We start from the raw sequence: 16880 nt of genomic DNA on the forward strand, positions 1-16880 counted from the left end.
TCTGAAAAAGCCTCCTCCATGAAGCCACAGCACGGTGGGCCCGCGCGTCGATCGGTCGATTGGTGAAGGTCCATACCACCGAACCGGGACCAGACGGTGAGGAGTGATCTCAGTCGCGGTGACCGTCCGAGTGGGTCTAGGCGACCGCAACGTCACGTGCCTCGGAGGTGTTGGCATTGTGAATCTTGGGGGCCCATCCTGAGAGTACGGCTGCAGTCGCCAGAGCGAATTGACCGACATACGGCAGGACGGCAGAAACGATCGACGTATTGGCGCCGGTCGTCCTGAAGGTGTCAGCTATCGACATCCCAATACTGAACCCCGCAAAGAAGCGGAAGAAGACTGCGCCGCCGATGATGGCCAGCAACAAGATCGACACTCGTCTCGGTGTCATCCATGTCTGACTCCGTCGAGCCGCGCGGAATACAACAGCCGCCGCTAAACCGCCCCAGAGCGCCGCCCACAGCGTCACCTGCACCAGCGCCGTCGATTGGCTGAACTGATCGACTTCACTCATCTGCGCGTAGATGGCGTGGAGACTCAGCCCCGGCACTTGTGTCTGCGGGTTCCACACCAGGAGGTCGACCGCGCCAATGACGAGAATCAGGGCAACAACAACAGCCCCCAGCATTGCGGCGGGGAGCCGTACCGACCAGCTCGCTACCCGCCGTTCCAGTGACAGCGGGGACGGCCCGGTGACCACAGCGAGTCCGGCAGCGAACCCGAATGCTGACAGGACAATGCCGGCCAGCAGCACAGTCCAGTGGGGATCGAAGGTAACGGCAAGAGCGATTGTGATCGGGCCCGTCATGGCAGCTGCCGCGGCCGTTCTGGCAAGTGTTGTTCGAGCCATGATCGCAGCCCGGCCGAAGTACAGCACGCCGACCAAGATCGCCAGCATCGCAAGGCGAAGGCTGATCCACGCAACCGTGTTGAGTGCGTCAAGCGCCTGCGGGGAGGTGCTGGGCCCTTCCGGCAGGATTCCACCATTAGTAAGCCACGCCCCTGCGAGAACAACCGCCGCAGCAGCGAAGAGACCGAGCCCGCGGCGCGCGAGACGGCGCGGCACTGCGCCGCGCGGCTCATCAGTGTTCGCGGGCAGGTCGCGGTCAATCGTCACGGTAAGCGCTGCGGCACCGCGAACGATGTCGCGCCGCCGGAGGCCGGCATCTGCCGCGGCAAAGGAATCTGCCCGCCATTCCTCCAGATAGCGGGCGCGGACGGCGCGCGGCAGCATCAGCGCAAGGACACGAAGAATCACATCGTTATTCATCAGGAGGCACCAGCCGCGATCCCGTTGGGAGCAGCGACGACGCGGGCTACCCGTGCCCGACTTCGCGATTCAGCCGTGGCCACGATTTCCCTGGCCGCTGCCGCTCCGTCCGAAGTCAGCTCGTACAGGCGTCGGCGGGGGCCGGTCCGTTCGGAATCGTCCTCCCACTCCGACGTCACCCAGCCTGATCCTTCCAGGCGCTCCAAAATGGGATACACGCTGCCTGCAGGGCGACTCGTCTGTTTCACGACGAGCAGCCCCCAGATGGGAGCCTCGCCATTGAGCAACGCGTTCAGCACATCGACGGTGGCCGGAGTAACACGGCTGAGAGGAACCATGGCCTGACACTATCACTACATATATAGAGATAGAGGTCACCGCCCAGCGCCACCGAGACACAAACCCCGCGCCGCGAGGTTCAGCCTCGGGACGGGGTACTTCAGGCCAAGGGCGTACGGTTCGTCAGGCCGGCCGCGATCGCGGTAGCAGTTTCTCGCCACGAGGTCAGCTCGGCGATGGCGAGGTGCGACTATCCTGTAGCGAACGACGCTCGAGCAGCGTTGACGAGATTCTGAGCACACTGTGCCTGATCCCTCGGCGATAACGCCAGCATCCACTGGAATCGGTCGGCCATTCTCGATGCGAGCGTGCCCTCGTCATCGAGGGTGACAGTGATGAGGTCTGCTGCGAACTGCAGAAGTGCAGCCCGGGCGTCGGCCTCGCGCTGCGACGTCAGCACCAGCGGCTCACCGTCGCGACGCGTGATCTGCACAGTGTGATCCTCAGCCTCGGCGAACACGTCGGCCGAGTGCTTACTCAGGTCCGATGAGCGCCGAGTCGTGGTGCGAGGGTCGTTGATCAGAGTCAGGCCAGCATCGTGATCGGAATGCATTCGGAAGTCCAGGCACTATCGACGCTTCGTGGCCGTCACCTCCGTTACCTTGTAAGTGGGCATTCGAGGGTCCGGCGCAAGTACCGCGCTGCGGCGGAGCTACCGCGTATCGGCACCCAACTGGCCCCGCAGATAGCCCTCGGCCGAGCAACGCGGTACTAACGCCGCTGCGCGGTAGGCGCGCCTACCGCGCAGCGGCGTTAGTACCGCGCAGCTCACCTAGCCTTCATATACCCGGCGGCGAAACTACCGCGAAGCGGCGTTAGTACCGCGCAGCGGCGGCATGTGGCGAGCACTGTGTCACCAACCGCCGCGCGTCGGCGTGTGTCCGGTGCGGGCATCGTCAGGCATGGGCATTTCGGCCCGAACGCCCAGGAGCCGGATCGGGCGATTCGCCTCGATGTCAGCGGCGAGGTCCAGGACCCGGGCAAGGACTTCGTTCGGGTCGGATGTCTGGGGAATCTTGTGCGCGCGGGTCGTCGTGTCGAAGGGTGCGTACCGAACCTTGAGGGTCAGCCCGATGACTGGCCGCCCCTCGGCCAGAACGTCGTCGAGCACAGCCGCGGTCAGTTCCCGCACCGCGGCATCCACTTGGGCGGGGTTCGTCAGGTCACGCTGAAAAGTGGTCTCTCGGCTGTGCCCGCGGGCAATCCAGGGGGTGGCGTCCACAACGCTGGCGCCGTCTCCACGCCCAAGCTGGGCGTACCACGGACCCATTTTCGGGCCGAACTCCGGCACCAGATATTGGGGGTCTGACGCGGCAAGCTCAGCAACCGTGGTGATGCCGAGTGTGGCCAGCCGGGCCGACACCTTGGCGCCGACGCCCCACAGATCCGTGGTTGGCAGGCTGCCCATGACTTCGAGCCAGTTGTCGACCGTGAGGCGGAATACGCCGGCCGGTTTGCCGAAGCCCGTGGCCACCTTGGCGCGCAGGAGCGTGTCCCCGATCCCCACGCTGCAGTGCAGTCGAGTTCGCTGCAGAACGGCGGCCTGCACCTCCCGGGCGTAAGCTTCCGGATTCCCGGTAACAACGCCCATAAAGGCTTCATCCCACCCCAGCACCTGCACGGTGGCGCCGGGCTGCGCGCGCAGGGTCGCCATCACCGTGTCCGAGGCTTCGAGGTACGCTTCGCGATCGACGGGCAGGATCACCGCGTCGGGCACCTTGCGGGCCGCGATCCGCAGGGGCATTCCGGATCCAACACCGAACGCCCGGGCTTCGTAGGAGGCAGTAGACACCACGGCGCGTTCAGTGGGATCACCCCGACCGCCGACAATAACCGGCTTTCCGGCAAGCTCCGGTCTTCGGAGCACTTCGACTGCAGCGATGAACTGGTCGAGGTCGACGTGCAGCACCCACCGAAATACACTCACGGCATCAGTGTGCCCTGATCGTCCCGGCCAGGCTTCAGAATTTGCGAATTGGCCACTGACCCTGGCTGAATCGGGTGTGATGAGTTTCGTGTGGTCAGTCCCGAAGCCGGCCTGCGTCTGGCCGGCCGCGGGGATCACGACCGGGCCGATGCCCAGTCGCTCGCGAGCGCCGCCCAGAACAGCGGCCCCTCGGCGAACCGAACGCTCGTGCCGGCGGCAGTCACGGTTTCCGTGATCGACGTGATCGCCAACCAGCTCGGTCCACAGGTCAGCGACCCGGCCCGCGCGGCATAGGTGCTTGCCATCGTCTACAGCTGCCGCAGACGGATGCCGCCACTCCCCCTCAGCCGGTGCAGGATTTCTATCTTCATGAGACGTCCGTTCACCGCTGCGTGAGCCGGGTCGCCAGCTCGCTCAGGGTGGTGATCGTGTGGTCCGGTGCCATGAAGTAGCTCGGATAGCTCGCGCCGCCGCGGTTGAGCCACGCGGTCTGAAGGCCCGCCTCGGCGGCCCCGTGAGTGTCCCAGGGGTGCACGGCAACCAGCAGCAGATCGGCCGGGGCGACGCCGCAGGCATCCGCCGCATACTCGTAGGCGGTACGAACGGGCTTCCAGGCCGGCGCGTCTTCCACCGTGAGCAGGGCCTCGAATTCGCTTCGCAGCCCGGCCCGCGTCAAGAGGGATTCGGCGACCTGCGCGGATCCGTTCGAGAAGGTCACCAGGCGAAAGCCCTGTGCCCTGAGTGCCCGGATTCCGTCGGCGATGTCGGGGTGCAGATCGAGCGAACCGAACCCGCGCATGATAAAGCTCACGGCATCGTCGAGGCTGCGTGACAGCTCGATATCGCGCAGCACGGAGCGCAGCATCTCGGTTCCGACCACGGCGAACTTCGCGCTGCTGCCCGCGGCGGCGAGGGCGAAGCCATCTCGCAACAGGGAAGCGAACCAGACGCGGGCCAGCGACGCCGGGGCGCCGACCTCCGTGAAGCGGGCGCTGAGGGGCGCCATGTCGGACAGGGTCTCGTTGACATCGAAGACGATCACGGACGGCGTGCGGGTCATAGTGGGTTCCTCAGAGTCGGGGCGGGAGGCGGCAGTGCGGACCGGAGTTCAGTGCGGACCGGAGTTCAGTGCGGACCGGAGTCAGTGCAGCGGGTCACCGTTCGCGTTCAGCACGTTGCGTTCGCCGGCTTCAATCGCGAAGTCCAAGCGGTTCTCCGCCGGCGGGATGGGGCAGTTGAAGTTGTAGCTAAAGGCACACGGCGGTAGGTAGGCCCGATTGAAGTCGAGCGTCACCGCGCCGGTCTCGCTGGGAACGACTCGAAGAAACCGTCCGACGCTGTAGCTCGTGACGCCGGTGGTGGCGTCGGCGAAGACGAGCAGCACGCTCGTTCCGTCTTCGAACGCCACCAGGCGATGGTCCCGACCGTCGAGGGTGACGCGGATCTGCCCCGGTACGGTCTGCTCACGGGTCTTTCCCGCCTCGGCGATATGGGCGATACTGATCGCGTCCGCGCCGACGTTCGGGGTGTAGTGCCCCGCCACGACCCAGGCCGGGTCATACGCAAAGGCCTCGATGGAGCCGAAGTCACGAATGCCGGGTGAATCGGCGTCCCAGACGCGCAGGGCGTAGTCCCCCTCCTCGCTCGCGATGACGGTTCCCGTCACGGTGTCGCTGAAGCGGATGCGGGACGGCGTCGCGCAGTCCATGCCCGCCGGCAGGGCCTCGCCGTCGACCAGCACACCGTCGACGACGATGCCGTCGGCCGCGGAGGCCACCACGCGTAAACCCGACACGCCGCCCGACAGGGGCGACCAGAGGCCGGGCACGCCCCAAATCGGCTGGCTCGCCGCGACATCACCGGTAATCCACTGGGTGTTCGCGAGTGCCAGATTGCCCTGGGCCGCGATGACGGCATCCGCTCGCCGCCGACGCACCGCGGCCAGCAGCCCCTCGGGCGTCACGCAGTGACCTGGACTTCTTTCCAGAAGGTGACGTAGTTGCTGTAGTCCTGGCCAACCCGATCGAAGGATGCCGGATACGGCGTCGGGTAGCTGAAGGCACGGTCCTGCAGAACGGTATCGCCGTCTTTCACGTTGAAGTACTGGCACTCGCCCTTCCAACCGCAGGTGTAGGGCGTCGCGCTCGGAATCAGCAGGTCAGAGTTGACGCTCGCGGGCGGAAAGTACCAGTTGCCCTCGATCTTGATGAGCTGGTCCTGGGGTGCTTCGGCGACCACGGTGCCGTTGAGTACTGCCTTCATGAGAAACCTTTCGTTGACCGGTCGTGTCTGATGACGGTAGTTGGCGAGGCTGGGAACTCCGCTTCGCAATCCGGATTACCGGAGCGAAGCCAGCATCCGTAATCTGGTGAGGGGTGGCGATCAGTTCCTCAGCGTCCAGCTCCACCCACACGTTCTTCGACCCCCTGCTTGGAGCACTCATGGCCCTGACCGTACTTCTCGACCTCCGTCTGAAAGCAGACACGCTCGCTGCCGCACCGGCCATGCTGAGAGAGATTCTCAGCGACACCCGAGCATTCGATGGATGCCTCGGCGTCGACGTGTTGGTCGATGCCGACGATGCCGCCCACCTGATTCTGCTGGAGCGTTGGGCGTCGGTCGAAGCCGATGCCGTCTATCGGGCGTGGCGCGCCGGGACCGGGGCAAGCGCCCTCGGTTCGCTGCTCGCCAGTGCCCCGCAGGTCTCGAAGTTCGAGACCGCCAGCGACATCTGATCGAGTCGGCCGCGAGCGACGAGGCCGTCTGCCAGTCGACGGCGTTGGCATCCTCGATCGCTTCGAGCACGGCCGGCAGCCGTGTGTCCAGCGCGGAGGGCCCCCACGAAGCGTCGGCGAGGGCGTCGTCAGCCGTCGGAATGTCTCCGGCCGGAGCGGCGAGCACCGAGGGCAGGCGCTCATCGGACTCGCAGGCCAGTTGCTCGGCCCGCGCCCAGGCAGCCATGGTGTGGCCGGTGTTCAGTCTGGCCCGTGTTCAGTCTGTGGCCGTCGTACTGACCAGGCTGTGCCAGGCGCCGTCGCGAAAGACGATGGCGCTTGGCCGAATCTCGACGGCACCGTACTGGGCCCCGGGGCATTTTGCCGCCCACGCGATGGCCGTGTCCACGTCCGGCACCTCCACGACGAACGTGCCGTTGAGGCGTTCCCTGGTGTCGGCGAATGGACCGTCCTGCACGGTGAGGGCGCCGTCGCGCACGGAGATCGTGGTCGCCACCGCGACGGGTTGCAGAATGTCTGCGGAGACCAGGACGCCCGCGGCATCGAGCGATTTCGCGTAGGCGTCAAACGCCGCGCGGCCCCATTCCATGGCCTCGTCGCTGACCTCGGCGTCGCCGGCTTCCTGGCTCATGACGAGCAGTGAGTACTGCATGATGATGTCCTCTCGCTTCAGTTGATGGTGACATGGGGATGATCAATTGATGGTGACATGGGGATGACGATCAAGACAGGGCCCGATCGACAGCCCGTCAAGGGGCCATCTCTGACACTTCGCCCACGAAGTGTCAGAGATAGCCCCTTGGCCACTGGTCGACTCGATCACGGCGCAGGCAACGACCCAGGTGCCGGGGCCGGAAAGCACAGAAAGCCCCGGTCGATGACCGGGGCTTTCAGCGATACGGCCGTCTTGGCCGTGGTTCTGTGGTGCTTAGTGGCTGGCGAGAGCCGGTTCGTCGAACTGGTTGCTCGTGTTGTTCACGCCGCCAGCCTTCAGGGCCGCCGCGCCGGCGAAGTACTCCTTGTGGTTGTCACCCAGGTCCGAACCAGACATGTTCTGGTGCTTGACCGTGGCGATTCCCTCGCGGATTTCGCGACGCTGCACGCCCTTGACGTAGGCGAGCATGCCCTGGTCGGCGAAGTAGCCCTTGGCCAGGTCATCCGTGGAGAGTGCGGCCGTGTGGTACGTCGGCAGGGTGATGAGGTGGTGGAAGATACCCGCCTCTTTCGAGCTGTCGCGCTGGAAGGTGCGGATCTTCTCGTCGGCGTTTACGGCAAGCTCGGTCTCGTCGTAGTCGACGCTCATGAGCTTGGCGCGGTCGTAGGCGGAGACATCCTTGCCCTCGGCGAGGAGTGCGTCGTAGGCCTGCTGACGGAAGTTCAAGGTCCAGTTGAACGACGGGCTGTTGTTGTAGACCAGCTTGGCGTTCGGGATCTCCTTGCGAACTTCGTTCATCATCGCGGCGATCTGGCCGATGTGCGGCTTCTCGGTTTCGATCCAGAGCAGGTCGGCTCCGTTGCGCAGCGACGTGATGCTGTCGAGCACGCAGCGGGCCTCGCCGGTTCCGGCGCGGAACTGGAACAGGTTGCTGGCCAGACGCTTCGGACGCAGCAGCTTGCCGTCGCGCTTGATGACGACATCGCCGTTGCCGAGTTCGGCCTCGGTGATCTCATCGACGTCGAGGAAGGAGTTGTACTGGTCGCCCAGGTCTCCGGCCTCGTAGGTCACGGCGAGCTTCTGGGTGAGGCCGGCACCGAGCGAGTCGGTGCGGGAGACGATGATTCCGTTCTCAATGCCGAGCTCGAGGAACGCGTAGCGAACGGCGTTGATCTTGGCGATGAAGTCCTCGTGAGGGACCGTGACCTTGCCGTCCTGGTGGCCGCACTGCTTCTCGTCTGAAACCTGGTTCTCGATCTGGATGGCGCAGGCGCCGGCCTCGATCATCTTCTTTGCGAGAAGGTAGGTCGCCTCCGGGTTACCGAAACCAGCGTCGATGTCGGCGATGATCGGCACGACGTGAGTCTCGAAGTTGTCGATCTGGTCGGTCAGCGCGGCGATCCTGGCGTCGTCGCCCACGATGCGGGCGTTGTCGAGGGCCGTGAAGAGCAGGTCGAGCTCGCGGGCATCCGCCTGGCGGAGGAAGGTGTAGAGCTCCTCGACGAGTGCGGGAACGGCCGTCTTCTCGTGCATGGACTGGTCGGGGAGCGGACCGAACTCGCTGCGCAGCGCGGCGACCATCCAGCCGGACAGGTACAGGTAGCGCTTGTTGGTGGTCTTGAGGTGCTTCTTGATGGAGATCATCTTCTGCTGGCCGATGAAACCGTGCCAGACACCCAGCGACTGGGTGTACACGGAGGAGTCGGCGTCGTACTCCGACATATCCTTGCGCATGATGTCGGCGGTGTACTGCGCGATCTCGAGGCCGGTCTTGAAGCGGTTCTGGGCACGCATGCGGGCGACGGACTCGGGGTTGATGGCGTCCCAGCTGCTTCCGGACGCCTGCTTCAGGGCTTCGACGGCCACGATGTCGTCATGGTAGACAGTCATTTAATTTCCTTCGACTTGTGAGGTGAGAGCACTTGGCTGGGCTTTCGCGGCCCGCTATCGGCTGCTAAGTCAAGAGTGGCGCACCAGCACCGGGCACTAGCCGAAATTCTCAACAGAACTTTTATCGTTCTTCTGCGTTTGAGAAGAATGTCACGGGCAGTTGTCCCGTCCAGCTCGAAAGAATCCGCAATTACCCCTGTTCGGGGTGGTCAATCGCCGCGAGAATCGCAGCGGCCAGATCATCGGGCCGGGTGAACTGCGGCCAGTGCCCGGTGGGCAGGTCCACGAGTTCCATCTGCTTCATGCGCGCCAGCTCCGCCACGAACGGATGGCCGGCCGCAATCCAGTCGACCAGCAGCGCGGACGAGAACTCGCACGCGATCACCGTGACCGGCACGTCAAAACGACGCTCGTCCGTGAGGTGTTGCGCGTCGCAGGCCACGCCGCGCGGCTGCGGAATGGCTCGAGCCCGAAACTCCGCCCGCAACTCGTCGCTAAGGTCGACGAGGTCTTCATCGTCGAAGTCGTGCCAGTCGGGCAGCGGTATCTCGTCGCCGTGTGCCTGAAGTGCGTCATTGATGACTCCACCCTCGCCGAGCGGCCCGCTGTCGACGTAGACGGCGCGCACCACGCGCAGCGGGCGCGCATCGATGGCGCCGTGAATGATGGCTCCGCCGCCGGAGTGCCCCACGAGCACCACCGGCTCGTCGATGGCATCAATCACCGCAATGACCGCGTCAATGTGGTCGCGCAGGCCGATGCCGGCTCGGGAGGCATCGATGGAGTGCAGTCCGGGAAGGGTGAGCGAGTGCACGAGGTGGCCGGCGGCGGTGAGCGCCGGCGCGACCCGCGACCAGGACGACCCGTCGAGCCAGAATCCGGGAACCAGGATGATGTTCATGGCGCGACCCTACCCCGCGCGGGCTGACCTCAGGCAACCCCGCGTCAGGGGAACGGGCGCAGGGCGACGGTAGCGAGTACGGCGCGGCCCGCGGCATCCGCTCGCGGAGCCATATCAACGAGGGCGAGCTGGGCGAGCGTGAGTTCGTCACCGTCGGTCACCCGGCGGCCACCCTTGATGGTGACGTGCGCGCGAAACTCGGGACCGGTGAAAGCGGGTTCATGCGGGCGGGCAGCCAGCGGCCGCAGCGCGTCGACCAGCCGGTCATGCAGCAGCGTGAGGCCGGGATCGGGCACCACGAGCGTGACCGGGATGTCGTGCCGACGCCCGAATCTGGCCTCGACGTCGGCCCGGGCCGTGATCACGGTCTGGGCCGCGGCCACCTCGGCGATGACCGCGGCCACCTCGCCTGGGGTGTGCTCGGTATGAAACGGTGCGACCACGGTGACGTGCAGGGGCCACTCCGCGACCGCAAAGGTATCCCCGGTCACGAGCGGCGAGAGCGGAACAACAACCACAACCCGTGTGCTCCCGTCGCGAGTGAGTATTTTCTGCGTTTCCCGGGCCCGGGAAGCGCAAAAAGTGCTCACTCGCGGGGCCTTCACGCGGCCGTGGGGGCGATTTTTACGAAAGTCAGATTATTCATGGGCTGCACGGTCTTCGCGGGGGCGCGGCTGAAGCCCTTGGCGTCGAGACGGTTCTGGCTGCGGAATTCGGCCATCGCCTCGTCGTAGATCTCGTTCAGGCGCTTGCCGGTGAAGACCTCGGGCGTTCCCTCGGTAAACGTGACGGTGATGAGCGTGGTGCTCGGAAAGTGGCGGTTCATGCGAATGAAGCCGTCGGCGTCCTGCTGAAGATCAATCATGGGAATCCTTCTGGTGATCACGTACCTGGGCGAGCACACAATAGTGTGATCGCGAGCTTCCAGTCTGACCTACCCGCGAGTTGCGGGCCTACCGCTGAGTGCTGCCGCGCAGATCGATGACTGCGCGCGTGAGCCGGTCGATGAGGTCGTACGGCATCGGCCGGGTCAGCGGAAAGTTCAGGGTGTCCTTGGCCTTGCGAAAGTTGACGAGTTCCTTTTCGAGCGCCGGTGACATCGTCGGAATCGCATACACGGCGACATGATGCTTCCAACCGGCGAAGTACAGCAGTGAGTGGCCCTGCACCGAGAACGTCGGCATGCCGTAGCTGATCGATTCGACCGCGGTCGGGGCGGCACGGCGGATGGTCTGTCGAATTTCCTCCAGCACCGCCCGCTCCTCAGCGGGAAACGCGGCGAGATACTCGTCGACCGAATCCGGCGGTTTCTCAGCCATCAGCGACGCCGATCGTCGGGTTCGGTGCGACCGTGCACGGTTGTCATGACGCCAGCGTAGGGCATGCGCTCAGGCACCACAGCGCCCGATCGAATAAAACCGGAACTCTGCCCGCGGTTTAAAAGGATGATTATGCTAAATATTAGGAGGGTCGGAAATGACCCCGAGCACCAGAGGAACCCCTCATGACCGAAACCCCGCACAAACGCCCGGTGCGCCTGCTGCACCACGACGCCGCCGAACGACCCTTCATCGTGATCTGGGAGGTGACGCGGGCCTGCCAGCTGGTCTGCACGCACTGTCGCGCCGACGCCATTCGCACGCGCAACCCGTTCGAGCTGAGCACCGAGCAGGGCAAGACCCTGCTCGACGATCTCGCCGCGTTCGGCACGCCGCGTCCACTCGTGGTGCTGACCGGTGGCGACCCGTTTGAACGCCCCGACCTGCCCGAGCTCGTCGCACACGGCACGGCCCTCGGCCTGAGCATGGCCCTCTCCCCCTCGGTCACCCCGAAGTTGACCCGCGAGGTACTCGTCGAACTGCACGACGCGGGGGCGAAGGCCGTCTCGTTGTCGCTGGATGGGGCATCCGCCGCCACCCACGACGCCTTTCGTGGCGTGGACGGCGTCTTCGACGACACCATGGTTGCGGCCCGTCTGGTGCGCGAGGTGGGCTACCGGTTGCAGATCAACACCACCGTCACCGCCGGCAACGTGCACGAACTGCCGGCCATCTTGAAGACCGTGCTCGAACTCGGCACGACGCTCTGGAGCGTCTTCTTTCTGGTGCCGACCGGACGCGGCAAGCTGCTGCAGGCGCTCACTGCAGAGCAGGAAGAAGAGGTGCTGCACTGGATGCACGACGTCTCGGAGCTGGTCGCGATCAAGGCGACCGAGGCGCCGCACTACCGACGGATCGCCATTCAGCGGGCCGCCGTCGCCGACGCAGCCGACCTGGACACCGCGTTTCCGGTCGGCCCGCTGCGGGCCGTGCTTCGCCGGGACACCGCCGAGCTGCTCACCGGCGACGAACCGAAACGTCGCGCCGCGCGGGCCCCGATCGACGTCAACTCGGGTCGCGGTTTCGCCTTCGTCGACCACGTCGGCATGGTGTATCCGAGCGGATTCCTGCCGGTGGCGGTCGGCTGCGTGCGCGACCAGCCGTTCCCCGAGATCTACCGCGATGCCGACCTGCTGCAGGACCTGCGCTCACCCGACAACTTCGGCGGGCGTTGCGGCCGGTGCGAGTTCCGGGCGGTTTGCGGCGGGTCACGCTCGCACGCCTTCGCGGTCACGGGCGATCCACTCGCCGCGGACCCGAGCTGCGCCTACGAGCCCGCCCAGACCTAGGCAGCATTCCCCCACAGACTGGTCACGCAGACAGGTAATGCCCGGCCGATTCTTCGGCCGGGCATTACCTGTGTCTGAATGACGTTTACGCTGGTGCGGTTACGGCAGGTTATGCCGCCCGGCGACCCACTGCAGGGCCCCCAGAATGGCGATACCGGCACCGGCCATACCGATGAACATGCCGATCAGCATCCAGAACAGCAACGGTTCGAGCCCGCCGATCGAGACATCGGCCCGCACGATCGTGCCGGCGAGATAACCGAAGATCGGCGCGAACAGACCGATGAACGAGCCCACGAGCATCAGACGGATGCACCGGGTGCGGTGCGCGGGCGACCCCTTGCGGTTCTTCTCCCGCAGAATCGCGCTCACGTCGCTCACGAGTGGCTCCCATCCGGAACGGTAACGGGTGCCTGAGGCACGGATGCCGCCGGCGCCGCAGGCATCCCTGTCGGCATCCCTGTCGGCATCCCGGCGGGCATGCCGGCAGGCACCCCGGAGCTCATCTTGTTCAGGAACGGCCCGATGATGTCCATCGGCAGCGGGAACACCACGGTCGAGTTGTGGTCGGCGCCGAGTTCGAGCAGGGTCTGCAGGTAGCGCAGCTGCAGCGACGCCGGGTTGCGGCTGAGGATCTCGGCGGCCTGGCCGAGCTCCTCCGATGCCTGCAGTTCACCGTGCGCGTTGATGATCTTCGCGCGGCGCTCCCGCTCGGCTTCGGCCTCGCGGGCCATGGCCCGCTGCATTGCCTGCGGAATCTCGACGTCCTTGATCTCGACGACCTTGACCTCCACGCCCCACGGTTCAGTCTGCGCGTTGATGTTGCGGGCCAGGTCCTCGTTGAGGTCGGCGCGGTGCGCCAGCAGGGTGTCGAGATCGGCACGCCCGACAACCGACCGCAGAGTCGTCTGGGCCATCTGCGAGGTCGCGACCGCGTGGTTCTCCACGCCCATCACCGACCGCACCGGGTCGGTGACCTGGAACAGCACGACCGCGTTGACCCGGGCGGGCACGTTGTCCTTGGTGATGACATCCTGCGGCGGAATCGTGAGTGTCACGATGCGCAGATCGACCCGCACCATGCTGTCGATCCCCAGAAAGACGACCTGTACCCCGGGCTGGCGAATCGGGCGCAGCCGCCCGAACCGAAACATCACGCCGCGTTCGTACTCCTGCAAGACCTTGAACGAAGCGGCGAACCAGATCAGCGCCAGCCCCGCCACGACAAGGGCGGCGATCAACACGGCCATCAGCGGTTGTCCTGCCGGGTCCAGGCGGAGGCCGGAGCGGGGCGACCCGGATCAGCTTCCGTTTCCAGTTCGGCCCAACGGGCCGAGAACGATGAAGACACGGTATTTCCTTTCGATTTTGCCGGGTTCTGTTCCGCGGGGTTCTGTTCGACGGTGTTCGCATAGTTGGAGCCCGACGCCCTGCGGGGGCCCGTCTTTCTGATGGTGCCGTAGCCGCGAGCGACCTCGGCGACCCGGGCCGCCTCCCTCGTGGCGACACTCTCGTCGAGTCCCTGGTGGCGCAGGTGCGCGGGAAACCCGGCCGGACTGCGCCGCAGGTGCGACCAGAGCGGCCAGCTGCCGAGGGCGATGACGACGGAAGACGCCCCCAGAATCACGAGCTCCAGGGCCGTGCGGTTCTGCAGCATCGTGGCCAGCGGCCAGACCAGCCCCAGCACCACCACCGCACACGCGATTCCGCGGTGGAACCGTTCGGCTTCCGAGCTCGGCCACGGATCGATGTTGCGGGCGACCTGACGGCCGGTGTCCGACGTCGTGCAGGAGTCTTTGATCGGGCACGGGTTGCACACCGTCGCGCTGGCCTGATACCGGGTCACCCGGTTGTCGGGATCGAACGAGATCGGCCACAACCACTGGTCTTCCGAGCATTTCCAGGCGTCGTGGTCTTCGTGGTAGGTGAAGCCCCCCGACTTCGCAGCGGTGGTCTTGGTGGCCGTCCGCCGCGCCAGGAGGTCCAGTACGTGCGCCACGATCAGCAGAAAACCGCCGTACGCGAGCGCGAACCAGACCTCCGCATTGATGGTGTCCATCAGGAGCCGCCCGTCGGGCGCGTCCCGTCGGCGACATCGGTGGCCGAGCGAGTGTCGGAGGCGTATCCGGTCGGCACTGCGCCCGTCGAGTCGGCGCCGTCGGCGCTGTCGGTGCGGTACGCACTGACGGATGCCGCCGGCTGCGCCTCCACGAACAGGGCCTCCATGGGCACGTCCTGGGTACTGCCCTTGATGCGGTACCGCACCCCGAGCCAGGCGATCCAGACAAAGGGCATGACTCCGCCGACGATGAAGAGCACGTCACCGGGCAGTCGCAGCCACTCGAGCACGGCATTGCCGGGCTCGGTGATGAAGTTCAGGCTGCGCGCCTCGAAGTAGCCGTCGTTGATGGAGTGCCACAGCTGGATGACGCCGAGCGGCAGCAGGGTCGCGAAGGTCATCCAGGCGAGGCCGAGGTTGAGGCACCAGAACGACAGCTTCGCGAGGCGGTCGGGCCAGCGGTTCGCGGGAATCAGGTAACGCAGCGCGAACAGTGACAGGCCGACCCCGAGCATCCCATAGACGCCCATCATGGCGGCGTGGGCGTGGTTGGCCGTGAGGGCGGTGCCGATCTCGTAGTACGAGATGATCGGCAGGTTGATCAGGAAGCCGAAGACACCCGCGCCGAGAAAGTTCCAGAACCCGACGGCCACGAGAAACATGACCGCCCAGCGGTGCGGGAACGGGGCCGAACTGCGGGATTCCTGCCGCGCACCGAGTTGCAAAAAGCTCCACGCCTCGATGGTCAGGAAGGTCAGCGGGATCACTTCGAGCGCGGAGAAGAACGCCCCGAGGGCCATGTGCTCCACCGGCGTGCCGGAGAAGTACAGGTGGTGCATGGTGCCGAGGATTCCGCCGGCGGAGTAGAGGATGACGTCGAGCAGAATGATCTGCATGGCAATTTTGTGCCGTACGACGCCGAGCATCACGAAGATGTACGCGACCATGACGGTCGTGAACAGTTCCAGGAAGTCCTCAACCCACAGGTGCACGACCCAGAAGCGCCAGAATTCGGCGACACTCAGGTGCACCTCGGTGCCGGCGAGCATGCCCACGGCGTAGAAGGCGGGAATTGCGAGGCCCGAGTAGAAGAACAGCCACGGCAGGTTGAAGCGGTGCTCCGACTTGAGCCGGGCCCGAATGCCGCGGTAGATGATGACGATCCAGAGGGTCAGGCCGACAACGAGCATGCCCTGCCAGACCTTGGGCAGGTCAATGTACTCCCACTGCATGCCCCAGAAGATCGAGTCCTTTGCGGCCTCGACACCGAAGACGCTCATCGCCTCGCCGACGAAGGAGCCCACGATGACGACGAAGAGGGCACCGAGCAGGCCGTAGGTGAGCCAGTGCTGGCGCTTCGGTTCGCGGCCGGAGATGTACGGCGCGAGAAAGATGCCCGCGGCGAGGAACGACGCGGCCGTCCAGAGCAGCGAGAGCTGCACGTGCCAGGTGCGGGCGAGGTTGAACGGCAGGATCTGCGCGAGGTCGATGCCGAAGAAGCTCGTCAGGTCGACGCGATAGTGCTCGATGGCCGCGCCGAGAAAAGCCTGGGCGAGGAACATGAGCGCGACGACAAAGAAGAACCAGGCCGTGGCGGACTGCGCCGGGGTCACCTTCACCTCTCCCGGCTGCCGGAACGACAGCGCCGGGGTCTCTTCGCCGTGCTGCCAGCCCATCTTCTTGCTCCACCGGCCGTAGAGGCCGAACAGGGCACCGAGGGCGACCAGCAGCGAGATCAGCGAGAGCGCGCTCCAGACGATGATGTCGGCGGTGGGCACGTTGTCGACGAGCGGTTCGGCCGGCCAGTTGTTCGAGTACGAGTAGTCGTGTCCCGGCCGTTCGGCAGCGGATGCCCACGCAGTCCAGGCGAAGAATGCCGTGAGTTCGTGGATCTCCGCTTCGTCGGTGATGGCGTAGGGAATCAGCCCGTACTGCGTGGTCGGAGCACCGAAGTAGTCCGCGTAGTGCTGGGTCACGTCATCGAAAGCCGCGATCTGCAGGTCGGTGAAGACCAGGTCGCCGGTGGCGGCATCATAGCGATTGGTGCGCATCATCTCGACGAGTTCGCCCTGCGGATCCTGCACGCCGGAGGCGGTGAGGGCGTCGAGCACGAAGGTGGACGAGCGGCGCAGGTAGTCGGCCGTGTAGTCAGGGCCGAGGTACCCGCCGTGGCCCATGATCGAGCCGTACTGCTGCAGCCCGCGACCGGCGAAGGTCTGCTGGCCGTCGGTGATCTCCGCGCTCGTGAAGACGACCTCGCCCTGAGAGTCAACCACCTGTTTCGGTTGGGGCATCGAGTCGGTATAGGTTCTCAGCGCGAGAAAACCCATGACGGCGAATCCGAAGACCATGACCAGGGCGACGCCCTGAATCCACCCCTTGGAGACCATCAACTCCGATCGCACCTGTTTTGCTTTTGCTCGTATTCGGACC

At 65.5% G+C, this 16880-nt stretch carries 19 protein-coding genes and 1 pseudogene; 3 read left to right on the plus strand and 17 right to left on the minus strand.

The window, feature by feature from the left end; genetic code table 11:
• Positions 1-136: 136 nt before the first annotated feature.
• The 4 genes and pseudogenes from E3T55_RS12815 to E3T55_RS12830 all read right to left on the minus strand — a co-directional run bounded on the left by E3T55_RS12815 (position 137) and on the right by E3T55_RS12830 (position 3521).
• Positions 137-1273, minus strand: coding sequence for a hypothetical protein (locus E3T55_RS12815; RefSeq protein WP_134519944.1), 1137 nt, complete (start codon positions 1271-1273; stop codon positions 137-139).
• A complete protein-coding gene (locus tag E3T55_RS12820; protein WP_134519945.1) occupies positions 1273-1611 on the minus strand; it encodes a PadR family transcriptional regulator in 339 nt (112 codons plus the stop codon). Before E3T55_RS12820 ends, E3T55_RS12815 begins: the two co-directional genes overlap by 1 nt.
• Positions 1612-1712: 101 nt before the next feature.
• Positions 1713-2165 (minus strand): annotated as a pseudogene (locus E3T55_RS12825) (prevent-host-death protein).
• Between the two features lie 300 nt (positions 2166-2465).
• The gene (locus E3T55_RS12830; RefSeq protein ID WP_134519946.1) at positions 2466-3521 is read right to left on the minus strand and encodes a DNA polymerase IV; all 1056 of its coding nucleotides are present in this window, start codon (positions 3519-3521) and stop codon (positions 2466-2468) included.
• Between the two features lie 108 nt (positions 3522-3629).
• Here E3T55_RS12830 and E3T55_RS12835 point away from each other — a divergent pair, with 108 nt between their 5' ends.
• Complete coding sequence (locus tag E3T55_RS12835) at positions 3630-3833, plus strand: hypothetical protein (protein ID WP_134519947.1); 204 nt, start codon at positions 3630-3632, stop codon at positions 3831-3833.
• An 88-nt stretch (positions 3834-3921) separates the two neighbouring features.
• Here the strand turns inward: E3T55_RS12835 and E3T55_RS12840 are convergent, their stop codons facing one another.
• From E3T55_RS12840 to E3T55_RS12850, 3 genes are all read right to left on the minus strand, one after another.
• The gene (locus tag E3T55_RS12840; protein WP_134519948.1) at positions 3922-4599 is read right to left on the minus strand and encodes a haloacid dehalogenase type II; all 678 of its coding nucleotides are present in this window, start codon (positions 4597-4599) and stop codon (positions 3922-3924) included.
• Positions 4600-4680: 81 nt separating this feature from the next.
• Positions 4681-5502 (minus strand): DUF1684 domain-containing protein, encoded by an 822-nt coding sequence (locus E3T55_RS12845; RefSeq protein WP_241993041.1) that lies wholly within the window; start codon positions 5500-5502, stop codon positions 4681-4683.
• Positions 5499-5801, minus strand: coding sequence for a DUF427 domain-containing protein (locus E3T55_RS12850; protein ID WP_134519949.1), 303 nt, complete (start codon positions 5799-5801; stop codon positions 5499-5501). The genes E3T55_RS12845 and E3T55_RS12850 overlap by 4 nt, the downstream gene beginning before the upstream one ends.
• A gap of 179 nt (positions 5802-5980) precedes the next feature.
• Between E3T55_RS12850 and E3T55_RS12855 the strand changes: the two genes are divergently transcribed.
• Complete coding sequence (locus tag E3T55_RS12855; RefSeq protein ID WP_134519950.1) at positions 5981-6274, plus strand: putative quinol monooxygenase; 294 nt, start codon at positions 5981-5983, stop codon at positions 6272-6274.
• Positions 6275-6530: 256 nt separating this feature from the next.
• Here the strand turns inward: E3T55_RS12855 and E3T55_RS12860 are convergent, their stop codons facing one another.
• The 6 genes from E3T55_RS12860 to E3T55_RS12885 form a co-directional block, all read right to left on the minus strand.
• A complete protein-coding gene (locus E3T55_RS12860; RefSeq protein WP_134519951.1) occupies positions 6531-6926 on the minus strand; it encodes a YciI family protein in 396 nt (131 codons plus the stop codon).
• Positions 6927-7202: 276 nt separating this feature from the next.
• Positions 7203-8819, minus strand: coding sequence for an isocitrate lyase (locus E3T55_RS12865; protein WP_134519952.1), 1617 nt, complete (start codon positions 8817-8819; stop codon positions 7203-7205).
• 190 nt (positions 8820-9009) lie between these two features.
• Positions 9010-9720: an alpha/beta fold hydrolase gene (locus tag E3T55_RS12870; protein WP_134519953.1), complete on the minus strand. Its 711-nt coding sequence runs from the start codon at positions 9718-9720 to the stop codon at positions 9010-9012.
• 44 nt (positions 9721-9764) lie between these two features.
• Positions 9765-10238, minus strand: a complete 474-nt coding sequence (locus E3T55_RS12875; protein WP_166791782.1) for a 2'-5' RNA ligase family protein — start codon at positions 10236-10238, stop codon at positions 9765-9767.
• Between the two features lie 83 nt (positions 10239-10321).
• Entirely contained in the window at positions 10322-10585 is a 264-nt protein-coding gene (locus E3T55_RS12880; protein WP_134519955.1) for a hypothetical protein, read from the minus strand.
• 88 nt (positions 10586-10673) lie between these two features.
• Positions 10674-11039, minus strand: a complete 366-nt coding sequence (locus E3T55_RS12885; protein WP_134519956.1) for an iron chaperone — start codon at positions 11037-11039, stop codon at positions 10674-10676.
• A gap of 185 nt (positions 11040-11224) precedes the next feature.
• Here E3T55_RS12885 and E3T55_RS12890 point away from each other — a divergent pair, with 185 nt between their 5' ends.
• Positions 11225-12388, plus strand: coding sequence for a TIGR04053 family radical SAM/SPASM domain-containing protein (locus tag E3T55_RS12890; protein ID WP_134519957.1), 1164 nt, complete (start codon positions 11225-11227; stop codon positions 12386-12388).
• Between the two features lie 99 nt (positions 12389-12487).
• Here E3T55_RS12890 and E3T55_RS12895 read toward each other — a convergent pair whose 3' ends face one another.
• Genes E3T55_RS12895 through E3T55_RS12910 form a run of 4 tightly spaced genes read right to left on the minus strand, consistent with a single transcriptional unit; the run spans position 12488 to position 16852 of the window.
• A complete protein-coding gene (locus E3T55_RS12895) occupies positions 12488-12769 on the minus strand; it encodes a hypothetical protein (RefSeq protein ID WP_134519958.1) in 282 nt (93 codons plus the stop codon).
• The gene (locus E3T55_RS12900; RefSeq protein WP_134519959.1) at positions 12766-13638 is read right to left on the minus strand and encodes a slipin family protein; all 873 of its coding nucleotides are present in this window, start codon (positions 13636-13638) and stop codon (positions 12766-12768) included. The genes E3T55_RS12895 and E3T55_RS12900 overlap by 4 nt, the downstream gene beginning before the upstream one ends.
• Complete coding sequence (locus tag E3T55_RS12905; RefSeq protein ID WP_134519960.1) at positions 13638-14447, minus strand: hypothetical protein; 810 nt, start codon at positions 14445-14447, stop codon at positions 13638-13640. The genes E3T55_RS12900 and E3T55_RS12905 overlap by 1 nt, the downstream gene beginning before the upstream one ends.
• Entirely contained in the window at positions 14447-16852 is a 2406-nt protein-coding gene (locus E3T55_RS12910; RefSeq protein ID WP_241993042.1) for a nitric-oxide reductase large subunit, read from the minus strand. Before E3T55_RS12910 ends, E3T55_RS12905 begins: the two co-directional genes overlap by 1 nt.
• Positions 16853-16880 lie beyond the last annotated feature (28 nt).

The organism is Cryobacterium frigoriphilum, from assembly GCF_004403305.1.
GTDB lineage: Bacteria > Actinomycetota > Actinomycetes > Actinomycetales > Microbacteriaceae > Cryobacterium > Cryobacterium frigoriphilum.

Coding starts and splice junctions, on each gene's coding strand:
- E3T55_RS12815 (WP_134519944.1), bottom strand. CDS start 1,273: ATGAATAACGATGTGATTCTTCGTGTCCTTGCGCTGATGCTGCCGCGC.
- E3T55_RS12820 (WP_134519945.1), bottom strand. CDS start 1,611: ATGGTTCCTCTCAGCCGTGTTACTCCGGCCACCGTCGATGTGCTGAAC.
- E3T55_RS12840 (WP_134519948.1), bottom strand. CDS start 4,599: ATGACCCGCACGCCGTCCGTGATCGTCTTCGATGTCAACGAGACCCTG.
- E3T55_RS12850 (WP_134519949.1), bottom strand. CDS start 5,801: ATGAAGGCAGTACTCAACGGCACCGTGGTCGCCGAAGCACCCCAGGAC.
- E3T55_RS12855 (WP_134519950.1), top strand. CDS start 5,981: ATGGCCCTGACCGTACTTCTCGACCTCCGTCTGAAAGCAGACACGCTC.
- E3T55_RS12860 (WP_134519951.1), bottom strand. CDS start 6,926: ATGCAGTACTCACTGCTCGTCATGAGCCAGGAAGCCGGCGACGCCGAG.
- E3T55_RS12865 (WP_134519952.1), bottom strand. CDS start 8,819: ATGACTGTCTACCATGACGACATCGTGGCCGTCGAAGCCCTGAAGCAG.
- E3T55_RS12870 (WP_134519953.1), bottom strand. CDS start 9,720: ATGAACATCATCCTGGTTCCCGGATTCTGGCTCGACGGGTCGTCCTGG.
- E3T55_RS12880 (WP_134519955.1), bottom strand. CDS start 10,585: ATGATTGATCTTCAGCAGGACGCCGACGGCTTCATTCGCATGAACCGC.
- E3T55_RS12885 (WP_134519956.1), bottom strand. CDS start 11,039: ATGGCTGAGAAACCGCCGGATTCGGTCGACGAGTATCTCGCCGCGTTT.
- E3T55_RS12890 (WP_134519957.1), top strand. CDS start 11,225: ATGACCGAAACCCCGCACAAACGCCCGGTGCGCCTGCTGCACCACGAC.
- E3T55_RS12900 (WP_134519959.1), bottom strand. CDS start 13,638: ATGGCCGTGTTGATCGCCGCCCTTGTCGTGGCGGGGCTGGCGCTGATC.
- E3T55_RS12905 (WP_134519960.1), bottom strand. CDS start 14,447: ATGGACACCATCAATGCGGAGGTCTGGTTCGCGCTCGCGTACGGCGGT.